11 protein-coding genes, 1 tRNA gene and 1 pseudogene are annotated in these 14,892 nt (G+C 61.2%); 5 read left to right on the top strand and 8 right to left on the bottom strand.

Translation table 11 applies throughout. The features are described from left to right. The 6 genes and pseudogenes from HDG34_RS38740 to HDG34_RS37395 form a co-directional block, all read right to left on the bottom strand. Positions 1-227, bottom strand: a pseudogene (locus HDG34_RS38740) (hypothetical protein); the annotation flags it as partial. Positions 228-231: 4 nt separating this feature from the next. Then, positions 232-1,422 carry an XRE family transcriptional regulator gene (locus tag HDG34_RS37415; protein WP_184068700.1) on the bottom strand — a complete coding sequence of 397 codons (1,191 nt, stop codon included), beginning with the start codon at positions 1,420-1,422 and terminating at the stop codon, positions 232-234. Next, positions 1,415-2,791, bottom strand: a complete 1,377-nt coding sequence (locus HDG34_RS37410; RefSeq protein ID WP_184068697.1) for a 7-cyano-7-deazaguanine synthase — start codon at positions 2,789-2,791, stop codon at positions 1,415-1,417. Before HDG34_RS37410 ends, HDG34_RS37415 begins: the two co-directional genes overlap by 8 nt. Further along, positions 2,788-3,363 (bottom strand): hypothetical protein, encoded by a 576-nt coding sequence (locus HDG34_RS37405; protein ID WP_184068694.1) that lies wholly within the window; start codon positions 3,361-3,363, stop codon positions 2,788-2,790. Before HDG34_RS37405 ends, HDG34_RS37410 begins: the two co-directional genes overlap by 4 nt. 784 nt (positions 3,364-4,147) lie before the next feature. Next, entirely contained in the window at positions 4,148-5,356 is a 1,209-nt protein-coding gene (locus HDG34_RS37400) for an integrase arm-type DNA-binding domain-containing protein (RefSeq protein WP_184068691.1), read from the bottom strand. A 152-nt stretch (positions 5,357-5,508) separates the two neighbouring features. Continuing rightward, positions 5,509-5,595: transfer RNA gene (locus HDG34_RS37395), tRNA-Leu, on the bottom strand. A 414-nt stretch (positions 5,596-6,009) separates the two neighbouring features. Here HDG34_RS37395 and rnr point away from each other — a divergent pair. The 3 genes from rnr to rpiA all read left to right on the top strand — a co-directional run bounded on the left by rnr (position 6,010) and on the right by rpiA (position 10,440). After that, complete coding sequence (rnr, locus tag HDG34_RS37390) at positions 6,010-8,493, top strand: ribonuclease R (protein WP_184044026.1); 2,484 nt, start codon at positions 6,010-6,012, stop codon at positions 8,491-8,493. Between the two features lie 132 nt (positions 8,494-8,625). After that, a complete protein-coding gene (gene rlmB / locus HDG34_RS37385) occupies positions 8,626-9,369 on the top strand; it encodes a 23S rRNA (guanosine(2251)-2'-O)-methyltransferase RlmB (RefSeq protein WP_184029367.1) in 744 nt (247 codons plus the stop codon). A gap of 375 nt (positions 9,370-9,744) precedes the next feature. Beyond that, positions 9,745-10,440: a ribose-5-phosphate isomerase RpiA gene (rpiA, locus tag HDG34_RS37380; protein WP_184068688.1), complete on the top strand. Its 696-nt coding sequence runs from the start codon at positions 9,745-9,747 to the stop codon at positions 10,438-10,440. 49 nt (positions 10,441-10,489) lie between these two features. On the opposite strand, the gene HDG34_RS37375 is transcribed toward rpiA, so the two are convergent. Next, positions 10,490-10,732, bottom strand: a complete 243-nt coding sequence (locus HDG34_RS37375) for a hypothetical protein (protein ID WP_184068685.1) — start codon at positions 10,730-10,732, stop codon at positions 10,490-10,492. Positions 10,733-11,079: 347 nt separating this feature from the next. Between HDG34_RS37375 and HDG34_RS37370 the strand changes: the two genes are divergently transcribed. Both HDG34_RS37370 and HDG34_RS37365 read left to right on the top strand, forming a co-directional pair. Then, positions 11,080-12,309, top strand: coding sequence for a glycosyltransferase family 4 protein (locus tag HDG34_RS37370; protein WP_184068682.1), 1,230 nt, complete (start codon positions 11,080-11,082; stop codon positions 12,307-12,309). A gap of 494 nt (positions 12,310-12,803) precedes the next feature. After that, positions 12,804-13,226 (top strand): type II toxin-antitoxin system HigA family antitoxin, encoded by a 423-nt coding sequence (locus tag HDG34_RS37365; RefSeq protein WP_026225425.1) that lies wholly within the window; start codon positions 12,804-12,806, stop codon positions 13,224-13,226. Positions 13,227-13,502: 276 nt separating this feature from the next. On the opposite strand, the gene HDG34_RS37360 is transcribed toward HDG34_RS37365, so the two are convergent. Next, positions 13,503-14,888, bottom strand: a complete 1,386-nt coding sequence (locus HDG34_RS37360) for an undecaprenyl-phosphate glucose phosphotransferase (protein ID WP_184068679.1) — start codon at positions 14,886-14,888, stop codon at positions 13,503-13,505. Positions 14,889-14,892: the final 4 nt, after the last annotated feature.

Genomic DNA, 14,892 nt, shown 5'->3' with positions numbered 1-14,892 from the left:
GTCCTTGAATGTCTTTCCGTAACGCGCCAACTTGTTCTCTCTTTATCGCCCCCAGATTCCAATTTTATCCAGGCGACAACCATTGTGACGCGGGGAGCATGTTCCAGTTCTCCCGCGACGATTTCGGGAACGAGAATGTCGTTCGGGATGGCCGAGAGGATTCGTTCACCATATTTGCACGCGTGAAGGTTAATCAGTACGCTGGTGTCGAGAACCCATTGGTTCACGATATCAATCCGGGAGCTTGAGCAGTTCATCCGTATCCCTTTCCTCAAGCTCGATTTGATCGATAATGCCGCGTACTTCCACTCGGCCTAACTTTAGTAACTCCGCCAATTGTCCTTCCGACATTAATTCGCGCTTCCAGGCGGCATGTGCCATCAAGCTCAGGCGGTGGGAGATGGGACGGTCGGCATCGCTTTTCGCCGGATCTCGGCGTTCAGTCATTTCGCCGAGAACCTCCCGAGCGTGCTCATCGGTGATGCCGCCATTGTTCTCGAACCAGACCCAGGTACCTTTCTTGGCAAGCCCTAATTCCTCGAGCCGGAGGCAGCACGCCTGTCGCGATATGTTGTACTGTTGGGCGAGGAGAATTATTAGACGGCGGGTCGTCTTGCCAGTGATCTGCTTCAATTGGCGGAAGCTTTCCGAGAAACTCTCGGCCGGCGTCAGGAAAGTACGACCAAAAGCGTTGGCATAGCGCTCGTCGCGTGACAGGAATTTCTCATCTTCTTCGAGCACCTCCGGAGTCTGACGCGTCCCATAGAAGTGGCCGAGCTCATGCGCCGCGGACTGGATGCGCCGGGGTAACGGATGACTAGCGTTGAGAAGAATGCAGGCACCAATGCTTTCATCGTAGTTGAAGAGGCCCGCAATCTTCGAGTTGGAAGCAAGGCGACGCTGATACAGGCGGATGCCAAGATCCAGCTCGATTACCGAGAAAATGTCGGCAATCGGTCCAGAGCCAAGACCAAGCCAGTCGCGCAATTCCTTGGCATGCTTTTCGGCAAGTGCCGTGACGTCGCCCTCATTGAGGCCGCGCTCCGGCGGATAATTTCGTCGGCGCTGAATGCCCAGTATATTCTCCATTTCAACATCCGCTTTAATCAAGTCGTTGAATAGCCGGATAGCATCAGCGGTTTGCGCGTCTTCTGTTTCACGCAATTTTCGAAAGCGAGGCAATAAGTCGACGTGAACGGCTTCCCGGCGGAGCAGAGCGTTCACTGATACGCCGTAGTGGCGGCCGAGCAACTGGATTTCCTGAATACGCACGCGGCGTACGCCCTTCTCGATGGATACGAGAGTGGGGCGGGAAACGCCGATGATTTTGGCTGCATCCTCTTGCCGAATGGCTGCGTTCTCTCGTGCTATTCGCAGGCGGCGTCCAATTTCCTGTGAGGTCAGCTCATTTAGATCAGCCATAGCGTCCTCCATCCATCCAGTTGTTCAGGAAGCTTTGTTGCCCTTGAGCGGACAGAAATGCTCGCCATTCTTTGGCATGTGATGCCAACATCCATTTCAGTTTTTTCAAAGTTTCCTCATAGGTTTCCCCGGTCGCGATCGCGATTTGCGAAGCGTACGCGCGAAGACCGTCGTCGGGTCGACCGGCCATGTCCGCAAGATGCTGCAGATGGCGCGCACCGACGCTTCCATATTCGATCATGATGTCTCTATCGGCCTTCTGAGGGATGACCGACAAAGCATCTCCCACATCGGAGGCGGCAAGATCGAACACAATATAGGTGTCGCGAGTCTCTGTGACTCCGGCGGCATGCAGACTCAAGCGCCTCAGCAGGCAGGCAGCGCACAGGCCACACTGTTTCTTCTCACCTACATTAACTACTCGGCGTGTTTGCCAGCAGGATCGAGTATTCGTCAGATGCTCTTTAGACTTTCCAGGTATGTGCAAGAATGCGCTTAGTGTTTGGCCTTTCGTGAACCAAAGGCGCGGTTGCTCAAAACTGACCTGGTAGTTTTGCAATGCCCTGATGAACTGCTCCATCTTTCGAAAGAACGTCGGATGGTTGCGATAGTCAGGGTAAACGTTGTACAGCGGAAGCAGCACCGGTCCAAGCGCTCCCTGTCCGCTCTCTGGAACGACAATCCGAGTCACGTTCGAGAGCTGCGTGGCAATCGCTGTTACCGCTGCGAACTGAAATCCGCGTGAGCGGAAGCTACTCTCGCTGCCACGGTATTCCTTGATCTCGAAGGGAATCTGAGTGAAGTAGCTATCGCCGTCCTTGGGGCGCTGGTAATTTCCAGCGACCCGGATACAAAGGGCTTCGTCCCTTGCGCCGCTCAAGGCCGATACTGCGCGCGAGTCCAAACCATTGCTGTAGGCAACAGCAAAGGTCTTGGTCTTACCAAAGTCCAAAGGTATCTGTCGCGAGCCGATTGGCGAGGGCGCCTTCGTTTTCACAAAGGTGAATTGCCACGTGTCGCCGGTCAGATGGTTCAAGACGCCCTGGAGGCTGTTCAGAACCTCCGGCTGCTGCCAACTCTCGGGGGCGGCAACGGGAAGAGTCACATGTAAGATGCGCCGCCAGCCCAGCGGCCGCTTCCAGCGACGATCAGCGAACTCCACGGCGGCACAGAGAACGAGCATATCGTAGTGAATTGGCTTGCACCCCTCAACGTCGAAGCTATCGAGAGCTGACGGATCAAAGCGGATGTGCTGGCCGATTTCCGCGATTTCGGCATCCTTCGGGACGGCACGACCGCGCTTCTGCCCATTCTCGAGGACAACCAGACGCTTTTCCGATCTAGCTGGTTTTTTGACGCTAGTGCTCATTCTTCAGGGCCCTCATCTACGCCGCTTTTCTTATGGAGCGCTTCGCCAAATGCGCGCTTGTTACCGGAGGCCAAAGCAGCGCAGAGCTCATCAGGCTTCATGGCAGAAAAGGTTTCGTGGTTTCGCTCAAGGCCCTTTCGATAATCCTCGCGCTTCATGTCTCCAAGATCGCGGGCACGAATGCAGTGTTCGTCGAGCCGATTCTTAGTGGTGCCGATCCATTCTCTTGCCGTGTTCCCCAACGCTTGATCAAGTGCTTGCTTCGTCGAAATCTGATCCCTGAGATTGGCGATCAAATGCCTGTTCAGAGACTCGGACAGAAACGACCTGGGGTGGCGATCAAAGATCGTCTCGATCGCTGCCGCAGGGTCCAGATCCATTTGGGGGCGCTGGGCATGTGCTCTGAGTTCGCCGAAAAGGGGATGGAAGGTCTTCATGTCTACGTCGCGAATCATGCTGTGGCAAGCCTGCGCCATGCGCTCTTCAGCGCTCGTGGCGTCGCTAACCAGCTTTTGGCCGTATACCTTCCAACGACCAGTTAATGCGACATTTCTGAATGGTCCGTCAGACATAGCGCCCTCCAATGTCAGCAATGTACGATTTAAATCTGACAATGTCAACTTATGTGTAAAATATTCTGACATTGCGCCTAGCCGAGGTCACGGGCGAAGAAATCGCTGACGATCGGCCTTGACGGTGGAGGAGACGAGTCTCGCTGGGTCAATAAGAACCGCTGGATCAGCGACGTGCCGTTAGCGGAGTCGGATCCCAGGTCGGTTTTCTGACCGCTGGTGGTGCTGAGACCGGGTGGGCCCGCGCAAATGAGATGTAGACGTCGAAATAGCAGCCGGCCAATATGAGATCGACATCGGTGAGGCGCAGCCCGGAATCGTGGAATTGAGCGTGGCGGTGCAAGAATTTGCCACTATTATTTTGATTGCGGCGGCTGTAGCGCTTCGAGAGCGTTTGCTTTGTCGCAGAGAAGCTTCCCCGCTTCTGAGGGGCGTAGCATAGCTTCCGCAGGCTCTGCCGGGACCGTGTTGGAACGTGCCTGACGGTATCGACGACGGTATTTCGACAGAAGCCGTCCTCGAATGCTTCGTGTCTGCGATCTTTCAATGGAAGCACGGGTCGATTCTCCGATACAGTCTCGTCAAAGCTGACAACTGCTGCTTGGAGTTTCCGGTATCACTGACGGTATCGATCCAGCGTGACAAGGCGGAAACGCTGTCCCGACTGGGCTCCCGCCTTGGGATTGACAATCGAGTGGGGAGGGTGCCCAAGACGAGCGAGAAGGCGTTGAATGAGAATGGGCGGTGCTCCAAGTAGCGAGGGCGTCGTCATCGGTCGGCTCAATTACGGCTTCGCGCTGCAGAGCCGGTCAATGTAATCAGCCCACTCTTGCATAACGCGGCGACGGTCATCGTCGAAGGTTGTCCTGTCATACGCCTTCTGCACGTCCCCTCGTTTTGCGTGCGCGAGTTGCGCCTCCAAAATGTCGATGTCGATGCCTAGCCGCTCCCTCCCCACGGTGCGTAGCATGCCGCGGAATCCGTGAGTTGCATGCTTTCCCTGGAAGCCCAATTCGCGCAATGCCTTGCTTAGGGCATCCCGGTGCAAATGCGGCGTCTTCTGGCGCGCCGGTGAGGGGAAGACGTAGTGTCCGCGGCCGGTCAGAGCCTCGAGCTCCTCGAGCAACTCAACCGCTTGCTTCGGCAGTGGCACGATGTGCTCGTGCTGCATCTTCATCCGGCCGGCCGGGACGTGCCATTCGGCCACATCGAGATCCACTTCGTCCCAGGGTGCGGCTGCGACCATCCCCGGACGCAGACCGGTAAGCATGGTCAGTTTCAGGGCGGCCCGCGTGATCGGCGATTTATAGGTGTTAATGGCTTGCACGAGCGGCGCGATCTCGGCGGGTTTCGTGATTGCCGGAATATGCCCTTTCTTATGCCGTGGGATGACGCCGCGCAGCGACAGCGGAATACCGTCTTCTCTTAGACCGTGTTGTATTGCGTAGGTCACGATGCCGCCGACGTACTGGCGCGCTTTCGTGGCGAGGTTCGGCGCGTGCGCCGCAATCGCTTCCAGCACGGGTTTGACCTCGGGCGTAGCCAAGGTCGAAATCGGCTTATTGCCAAGCGCCGGACTCAGGTACTCGCGCACCACGAACTCGGCCTTCCGGTACGTCTCATCGGCCCACTCCTTGCGCTTGAATGCGAGCCACTTCTGAGCCACAAGCTGAAATGCGCCTTCGGCTGCGCGCTTGCGCGCCGCTGACTCGGCTCTCCGGTGCTCGACGGGATCGGTGCCATCGCGGACGAGGTTGCGCGCGATGGTGGCTGCTTTACGCGCATCCACGAGCGAGACGTCAGGGTAGGGACCAAGGCTGAGGAAGTTTTCCTTGCTGGTGCCCGGTCGCCGATATCGCAACAGCCACGTCCGGGTACCGTTTGGCCGGACCCTCAGTGCAAGACCATTTCCATCAGCGAGCAGGTAAGGCTGCGCGCGCGGCTTGGCGGCGCGAAAGACCAATTCCGACTTCGAATCGACGCGTCTGGGCATGGGAAAGCCCCCGAATCTGGTATACGCAACAGTATACGTAAAAATGATCGACGTCAGCGGAACGTAACGGAACTGCAGGCAACAAAAAACCCCGTAAGACCTTGATCTTACGGGGTTTCTCGGACCACTACGGCTTACGCCGGAACAACTGATGGTGCCCAGGAGAGGACTCGAACCTCCACAGTGTTGCCACCGCTAGGACCTGAACCTAGTGCGTCTACCAATTTCGCCACCTGGGCAGGTGATGAACAGCAAAGACCGCAATTATAGCGACAGATTCCGACCTGTCAAGCGATTTGCCGAACGCGATTCAACCTCGCGGCGAGCCCGGCGCACTATGCGTCCCAACCACCGCCGCAGGCCCGCGTGGCGCCCGACACGGGTGTTAGAATGCCTCGCAGTAGTTCGTTGGCACGATGCACATCCGGCGTCCCGACGCGAGTGTCACTTGCGATCAGGCAGACGCGCGTCGGCTGGCGTCGAACGAGCCGGACCCAGGCAGTTTCCGGTGCAAATCGCAGTGGGAGCAGAAGAGCAGAAAGCAGCAGGTGCAATGACCGAGCCAGCGCAGCCGCCGTGCAGATGCAGCCGAGCGCGACTGCGCGCATTACGCAAACGCCTTCCAGGCCGGATCACATCGCCGACCGACGTCCATGCAACGAGAAAAAATCATCGACAAGCCCTTGAGCAAATTTCCGTATCCGATTCCAAGCCGCGAAGAAATCCTCGGCGTGCTGCGCACGAGTGAAATGCCGCTTGCCGCGAACGACATCGCCGAAGCCCTGTCGATCAAGCGCCAGGAGCGCGAAGGATTTTTCAAGCGTCTCGGCGCAATGGAGCGCGACGGCCAGATCCGGCTCGATCAGCGCAATCTCTATCAACTGACCCATCCGTCGAACTTCGTCGCGGGCCGCGTCCAGGGCCATCGCGACGGCTACGGTTTCCTGATTCGCGACGACGGCCAGGACGACCTGTTCCTGCCCAACGGCGAGATGCAGAAGGTCATGCACAACGACCGCGTGCTCGCGCGCATCGTCGGCTATGACCGGCGTGGGCGGCCCGAAGGGCACATCGTCGAGGTCACCGACCGCGCGAACAAGCGCGTGATTGGCCGTCTGCTCAACGAGAACGGCGCGCTGATCGTCGCGCCCGAAGACAAGCGCATCGGCCACGACATCCTGATCACGCAGAACACCCGCAAGGCGAAGGTTGGCCAGGTCGTGGTGGTCGAGCTGACCGATTTTCCGAGCCGTCATTCGCAGCCGCTCGGCCGCGTGGTCGAAGTGCTGGGCGATATCGACGACCCCGGCATGGAAATCGAAATCGCGGTGCGCAAATACGGCGTGCCGCACGAGTTCGGCGAGGCCGCGCTGGCCGAAGCGGCGAAGCTGCCCGACGAAGTGCGCCCGGCCGATATTCGCCATCGCGTCGATCTGCGCGACGTGCCGCTCGTCACGATCGACGGCGAGGACGCGCGCGACTTCGACGACGCCGTCTATTGCGAGCCGGTGCAGGTGGGCCGCGGCGACGGTTTCCGCCTGATCGTCGCGATCGCGGACGTGTCGCATTACGTGCTTGCGCAAAGCGGGCTCGATACCGACGCGATCGAGCGCAGCACGTCGGTGTATTTCCCGCGCCGCGTGATCCCGATGCTGCCGGAGAAGCTGTCGAACGGACTGTGCTCGCTGAATCCGCAAGTCGACCGCTGCGTGCTCGTGTGCGACATGATCGTCACCGCGCGTGGCGACGTGAAGGCGTATCAGTTCTATCCGGGCGTCATGCATTCGGCCGCGCGGCTCACCTACACCGAAGTCGCCGCGGTGCTGAAAAACACCAAAGGCCCGGAAGCGACCCGCCGCGCCGCGTTGCTGCCGCAACTGCAGAATCTGTATGGCGTCTACAAGGCGCTGTTCGCGGCGCGTCAGAAGCGCGGCGCGATCGACTTCGATACGACGGAGACGTACATCGTCTGCAACGCGCAGGGCAAGATCGAGCAGATCGTGCCGCGCACGCGCAACGATGCGCACAAGCTGATCGAGGAATGCATGCTGGCCGCGAACGTGTGCGCGGCGGACTTCCTCAAGCGCAACAAGCATCCGGGCCTGTTCCGCGTGCATGCGGGCCCGAGCGCGGAAAAGCTCGAGAACCTGCGTACCTTCCTGCGCGGCATGGGCCTGACGCTCGGCGGCGGCGACACGCCGCACGCGAGCGACTACGCCGCACTGATGGCGCAGATCCGCGACCGGCCCGACGCCTCGATGCTGCAGACGATGCTGCTGCGCTCGATGCAGCAGGCGGTCTACAGCCCCGACAACATCGGCCACTTTGGCCTCGCCTACGAGGCCTACGCGCACTTCACGAGCCCGATCCGCCGTTACCCCGACCTGCTCACGCATCGCGCGATCTACGCGATCCTGCAGGGCCGTAAGTATCAGCCGCAGCCGCCGCACGGCGTCGAGCTCAATACCGCACTGTCGCCGCGCGCCCGCGCGATGCAACAGGCCGACGAGGAAAAGCGGGGCGCCCGCGGGCGCGCGAACAACGTGGCGATCTGGGAAGAACTTGGGCTGCACTGCTCGGCGAACGAGCGCCGCGCGGACGAAGCATCGCGCGATGTCGAAGCGTGGCTCAAGTGCTATTTCATGCGCGACAAGCTCGGCGAAGAGTATGGCGGCATGGTCAACGGCGTCACGTCGTTTGGTATTTTCGTGCAGCTCGATTCTCTGTTCATCGAAGGCCTCGTGCATGTGACCGAACTCGGCTCCGACTACTTCCAGTACGACGAGATCAAGAACGAGCTGCGCGGCGAGCGCACCGGCATTCGCTACCGGCTGTCGGATCGCGTGCGCGTGCAGGTGAGCCGCGTCGATCTCGACGCGCGCAAGATCGACTTCCGCCTTGTGCGCGATACGCCGATCAAGCCGCCTGCGGCACGTGGCATCGCGGCGGACAAGGGAGAAGGCGCTGGCCCGCGCGTGCGCGTGATGCCGCCGGTGGAAAGTGGCGCGTCGGTGCCGGGTCCGCGGCGCAAGAAGGCCGCGCCCGCGCAGAGCGCGGCGGTCAAGGAAGCGCGCGTGGCGAGGAAGCACGGTGTCGCGACCAAGGCGGCGTCGAAGCAGGCACGCAAGAAGCGCTGAGGCTTTCACAGCGCCGGGACCGCGCGCAGCGGGCACGTGAGCACGTGCCGGTTGCGCGCGGTCTGCCTTTTGGTTTCATATTCATCACAGTGGCGCGCGTTGAATGCGCGCCCCATCAAAGGTTGTTCAGTCATGGCACGTCATAAGGTCTTATACGGTTTCCACGCAGTGACCGCGCGTATCCGGCACGATGCGTCGACGGTCGAGGATGTCTATTACGACGCGACGCGCAAGGACCGTCGTATGACCGAATTCCTGCACGCCGCGAAAGACGCGGGCGTGCGTCTGATCGCCGCCGACGAAACGCGTCTGTGGGGCCTCGCGCGCACGGAACGTCATCAGGGCGTGGTCGCGCGCGCGGGCGATCTGCCGCTTGCGCAGAATCTCGCCGAACTGCTCGACGGCATCAGCGGCTCGCCGCTGATCCTCGTGCTCGACGGCGTGACCGATCCGCACAATCTCGGCGCCTGCCTGCGCGTCGCCGACGCGGCCGGCGCCCACGCGGTGATCGCGCCGCGCGATCGCGCGGTGGGACTGAACGCGACCGCCGCGAAAGTCGCGAGCGGCGCGGCCGACACGGTCCCGTACATCACGGTCACGAATCTGGCGCGCGCGCTGCGCGAACTGAAGGACGCGGGTGTCTGGGTGGTCGGCACGGCCGACGACGCGCAGAAGAGTGTCTACGAAACGGAACTCGACGGGCCGGTGGCGCTCGTGATGGGAGCCGAAGGCGAGGGCATGCGACGCCTGACGCGTGAAACCTGCGATGTCGTCATGAACATTCCGATGGCGGGAACGGTGGAGAGTTTGAATGTATCCGTGGCTAGCGGAGTGTGTCTGTTCGAGGCTGTGCGGCAGCGGGCGGTGAAGAAGTAGTTTTTCTGTCGTCGTTCTTGTTTGTTGCCCGATTGTGGGCGCCCGGAACGCGGTGGTGGTTCCGGGCGTTTTGCTTTGAGTGCGGAAAATACAGCTATTTGCGCAGGAGGCGCTTTAGTGTAGCCCCACAATTTGGCGCAAAAGCCAGTGTCGTATTCCCTTTCGAAAGCGGGATCAAGGTCCATCGGGTGCGCATTCATGAATAGATCAATTTCGCCGATCAATTCGTGATGGCGATGGATGATTCCTGTGTCTCAATGTGTCCAATCGTGTCCGGCAAACAAGCGTGGTCCGCGGCACAAAGCCACCCAAACCCGGCCTTCTCCGCGCCACTCCGGTAAACTACGGGTTTTTCACGCTTTCCCCGCCTCTCCCATGACTCAAGACGAACTCAAGCAACTGGTCGGCCAGGCCGCCGCCGATTACGTGAATGCCAACGTGCCGCAAAGCTCGGTGATCGGCGTCGGCACGGGCTCCACCGCGAACTGCTTCATCGACGCGCTGGCCGCCACCAAATCCCGCTATCGCGGCGCGGTGTCGAGTTCGCTCGCCACCACCGCGCGTCTGCAATCGCACGGCTTCAAGGTGCTCGACCTGAATGAGATCGACTCGCTGCCGGTGTACGTCGACGGCGCCGACGAAATCGATCACAGCGGCGCGATGATCAAGGGCGGCGGCGGCGCGCTCACGCGCGAGAAGATCGTCGCGTCGGTGTCGGAAGTTTTCGTCTGCATCGCGGATGCGAGCAAGGTCGTCGAGACGCTGGGCCATTTCCCGCTGCCGATCGAAGTCGTGCCGATGGCGCGCACCGCGATCGGCCGGCGCGTGACGGCGCTCGGCGGCGTGCCCGTCGTGCGTGTGACGAAAGAGGGTGTGCCGTTCATCACCGACAACGGCAACGAGATCATCGACGTGAAGGGCTTGAGGATCAGCGACCCGCGCACGCTCGAGGCGCATATCAACGCATGGCCCGGCGTCGTCACGGTCGGCCTGTTCGCGGGCCGCGGCGCGAACCTGTGCCTGCTCGGCACGGACACCGGCGTGCAAACGATCACGTACGGCCAGAATTAAGCGAATTGCGTTTCTGTTCGCTCTGACGCGTGTGAGCCGCTCCAACGGTTCACACGCGTTTTTTGTTGCGGTCGTGCCGCACGATCCCGCTTATACCGCCCGCCGCGGCGGCAATCGCGCGCACCTGGCGGAAAATGCCCGGCACCGTGCGCAGACAATTAGCCGCCGATGCCCGCCGCGCGATGCCCGACACGCGCGCGTCGCCGATCATCCGCGCGCCAGGCGCTTCGAAGCGCACGCGCAATGGACCGTCCGACAGCAGCACCACTGCGTCGCGCGCCGTGCAGCGCACGGCGAATTCCCCCAGGGCCGAACCCGGCCCTCCCAACTGACTGCTCCGATCGCCAAACGGCACGCGAGGCACTGCGGCCGTCGAGGTCGCTCGCCCGTCGCTCGCGCAGCGCTCCGATCGTAAAGGTGTGGGCTGGACTGGCGAGCAGGCGTGAGGCGATACGTCAGGCGTAGTGCACATACGAAAGCGCCGGAATGAAGCCGTGTTTTTGCAGACACGAACGGAGTCTGCGAATTACTCGCTTACTGTCGCACGTCGAATGTGGGCACGCGCACGCACAGTCAGGAACGTGGCACATACACTCTTCTCTGAGGCCAGGTGGCGATTCGTGACAGATAGGACGGAATATGAAAGTAGCGATCGTGCACGATTGGCTGGTCGCTCCCGGCGGCGCCGAGAAAGTGCTCGGGCAGATCATCGAGTGCTTTCCCGACGCCGACGTTTTCAGCGTCGTCGATTTTCTCGAAGATCGCACGCCGCTTGCCGGTAAGCCGGTCACCACGTCGTTCATTCAAGGCCTGCCGTTTGCGCGCAGCCGTTATCGCGCCTATTTGCCCTTGATGCCGCTCGCCGTCGAACGGTTCGATCTGTCGAGCTATGACCTGATCATCACCAGTTCTTGCGCAGTCGCGAAGGGCGTATTGGTCGGCCCTCATCAGACGCACATCAGTTACGTGCACTCGCTGATGCGATATGCGTGGGATCTGCAGCATCAGTATCTGCGCGAAGCGAATCTGCTGCGCGGGCCGAAGTCGTGGGCCGCGCGGGTATTGCTGCATTACCTGCGCGGCTGGGACGCGCAGTCGACGAATGGTGTCGATCGTCTGATCGCGAATTCGCAATCGGTCGCGCGGCGCATGATGAAAACCTATCGGCGCGATGCCGCGGTGATTCCGCCGCCCGTCGACGTGAACGAATTCGAACTGCGCACCGAAAAAGACGATTTCTATCTGACCGTATCGCGGATGGTGCCGCACCAACGCATCGATCTGATCGTCGAGACGTTCAACGCCACGCCGCAGCGCAAGCTGATCGCGATCGGCGACGGGCCGCAAATGGCGTCGATCCGCGCGAAGGCAGGACCGAACGTGACGGTCCTCGGCTATCAGCCATTCGGCGTACTGAAGGAGTATCTGGCGCGTGCGCGAGCCTTCGTGTGCGCCGCCGAGGAAGATTTCGGCATCGTGCCGCTCGAAGCGCAGGCCTGCGGCACGCCGGTCATTGCGTTCGCCCGGGGCGGGGCGCTCGAAACGGTAGTGCCGGTCGGCGACCCGCACCCGACCGGCGTTTTCTTCGCGCGTCAGACGGCGGTGTCAATGCTCGACGCGATCGACCGCTTCGAGCGGCTGAGCGCGTACATCACGCCGGCGGCCTGTCGCGCGAATGCCGAGCGGTTTTCGCCTCAGGTGTTCCGGCGGGCGTTCATGGCCGAGGTCACGCGCACGATTGCGGCGGTCGCTCAGGGTCTGCCGGCGATGGAGCTGGGGGAGCAGGTGAGGTGGGCGCAGCCCGATCTCGCGACCCGGGAACTCGGCATCGCCAGCGACACGGCGCCGAAAAGCAGGTGGAGGCAATGAGGTGAGGGTCTTTCGCTGTTCTCGCCTCGTGGAGTTTTCGATAGGAGAGAAAGAGGTTTTCGTCGTCATGCAGTGATTTCGCAACGGGCAGTAACGAGCCGTTCTGACCAACGCGTCCGGGCGGCTCTTGGTGTGGGCGCGTCCGCTTCGCGCTTTGTGTCGGCAGCGCGTATCGCGTATCGCGCGATACGCGCCGCGCGTGCAAGGCCAGCCGCGGCGGGCCATTGTCAAGCAAGCAGTATTGGACTTCAAAAAACCACATCGGGGTGCGCGCCACGCGCTATGGGCGAGATATTCGCTGGCGCGGCATGCCTCGCGTGGCCATAACGACCTGAAGCAGACGTTCGCTATCGTGATCGCTGAATTTCCTCACTGCGAAGTTCGCCGTGCCGGCAATTCGGCGTGTCACGGCGATTCACTACAACAGGCAGTCGTCATTCGCGCGTCACCGATTAACGCGCCGACGGCTTTTGGACGAGGACGAATTAAAACTCATGAATGCCGATCGCCTTCCGGGACCCTTTCCCGACATCTCCGCAACGTGGGCTGCGCTGAAGAGCCAGTTGCCGATCACGCCGATTCGCACCGAAGAGGATTATCACCAGATGGTGCGAGTCGCCAATTCGCTGTCCGATCATCTAAGCGGCAACGACAACGATCCGCTCGCCGATCTGCACGCGATCGTGACGGAACTGGTCGGTCATTGGCAAGCGCGCAACCTGACGATTCCAAAAGCGGAGCCGCGCGAGGTCCTGCGCCATCTGCTGATCACGCATGGTCTCAAGCAGAAGGATCTGGCCGGCATCGCGTCGCCGACCGTGGTCAGCGATATTCTCGCGGGGCGCCGCGCGATCAGCAAGAAAGTCGCCAAGGCGCTCGCGGTACGGTTTCAGACCGATGTCAGCGCGTTCCTGTAGAGGCGGTGTCGCGCGGCGGACCCGTCCATGACGTGGTCCGTCGCGGCTGCTCATCTTGCGTCAACCACGGCGGCTGTCGATCGGGCCGCCGGCGTTGGCGCTTCTATTCGCAGCGGCGTGTACGCGTTGTTGCCCGGTTGGGTGTTTTTCTCGAATGGAACGCAGGCGCATTCCGGCGATCCTTCAGCGCACCGCCTTCAGTACCCGCACTTCGCATGCGCCGCAGTGCCGGCACGATGACCGACACTCCCGGATGCGATTGCCTCGATGGCGTGGTCAGAACGCGTTGCGGCCGACAAAGCCCTTGAAAATCGTGATGAAGACGATCTTCATGTCGAACCAGAACGACCAGTTCTGGATATAGAAGAGATCGAACTTCACGCGCGCTTCCATCTTCTCGACCTTGGTGGTCGCGCCGCGATAGCCGTTGACCTGGGCCCAGCCGGTGATGCCGGGCTTGATGCGGTAACGGTGCATGTAGCCGTATACCTGGTCCTTGTACAGATCATCGTGTTCGACCGCATGCGGACGCGGACCCACCACCGACATCTGACCGAGCAGCACGTTCAGAAACTGCGGCAGCTCGTCGAGACTCGTGCGACGCATGAAGCTGCCGAGCTTCGTCACGCGCAAGTCGTTGCGGGTCGCCTGCGTGATCTGGCCGCGCTCTTCCTGGTGCACGGTCATCGAGCGGAACTTGTAGATGCCGAACGGCTGGCCGTCGACGCCCTTGCGGATCTGCCGGAAAAACACCGGTCCCGGCGACGTGAGCTTGATGCCGATCGCGAGCACGGCGAACACCGGCGCGAGCACGATGAGCGCGAGCACGGCGAACAGGCGGTCGAACATCAGCTTGGGCCACATCTGCGGCGACGAGAATGGCGTCGCGCTCAGATTCAGCGTCGGCAAACCGACGACATCGACGATCGCTTGATTGAACAGCGACAGACTGCGCACGTCGGGAATGAAGCGCAGATTGACGAAGTCGTGTCTGAAGGTGCGCGTGAAGCGGTAGATCGTGTGTTCCTCGGAAAGCGGCAACGCGAGCCACACTTCGTTCACGCGTTCATTGCGCACCTTCGTCGCGAACGCTTCCAGATCCGTCAGCACGGGTAGGCGGGTCAGACGCGCGCCATACGCGTCGTGGCCTTGCACGCTGGTGTCGAACACGCACACCGGTTTGAAGCCCGCTTGCGGCGCATGCTCGAGATGCGCGAGCAGCGTGCGCGCAAACCCCGGTGCGCCGACGATCGCGACGGTGCGCGCGTTCATGCCGCGGCGACGTACGAAGCGCAGCACCACGTGCATGATGCAGCGTGTCGCGATGATCAACGCGCCGGAGATCAGCGTCGAGTAGCCGAGCCACAGGCGCGACACCGCATCCGTCCGATGCAGCGTGAACGCGAGCAGGAGCGCGGTCGCGACCACCGTGAGCCACGCGGCGGCGATTCGCGCGAGCACCGGCGCGAGCGCCTTGCCGCGCCACGTCTCATAGACCCCGAAGCCCGGAAACAGCAACAGAACCAGCACACACTTGAACGCGATCAGAAGACGCTCGGTATCGGCGAACGCGATCGGCGCGGAAAAGCGCATCCAGTGGGCGAGCAGACCGCCTGCAATCACGAACAGTGCGTCGAGACATCGAGCAGTAATCCTGAACATAGGC

The organism is Paraburkholderia sp. HC6.4b, from assembly GCF_014200875.1.
Taxonomy (GTDB): domain Bacteria; phylum Pseudomonadota; class Gammaproteobacteria; order Burkholderiales; family Burkholderiaceae; genus Paraburkholderia; species Paraburkholderia tuberum.
This window is presented reverse-complemented; position numbering and strand designations above follow the sequence as displayed.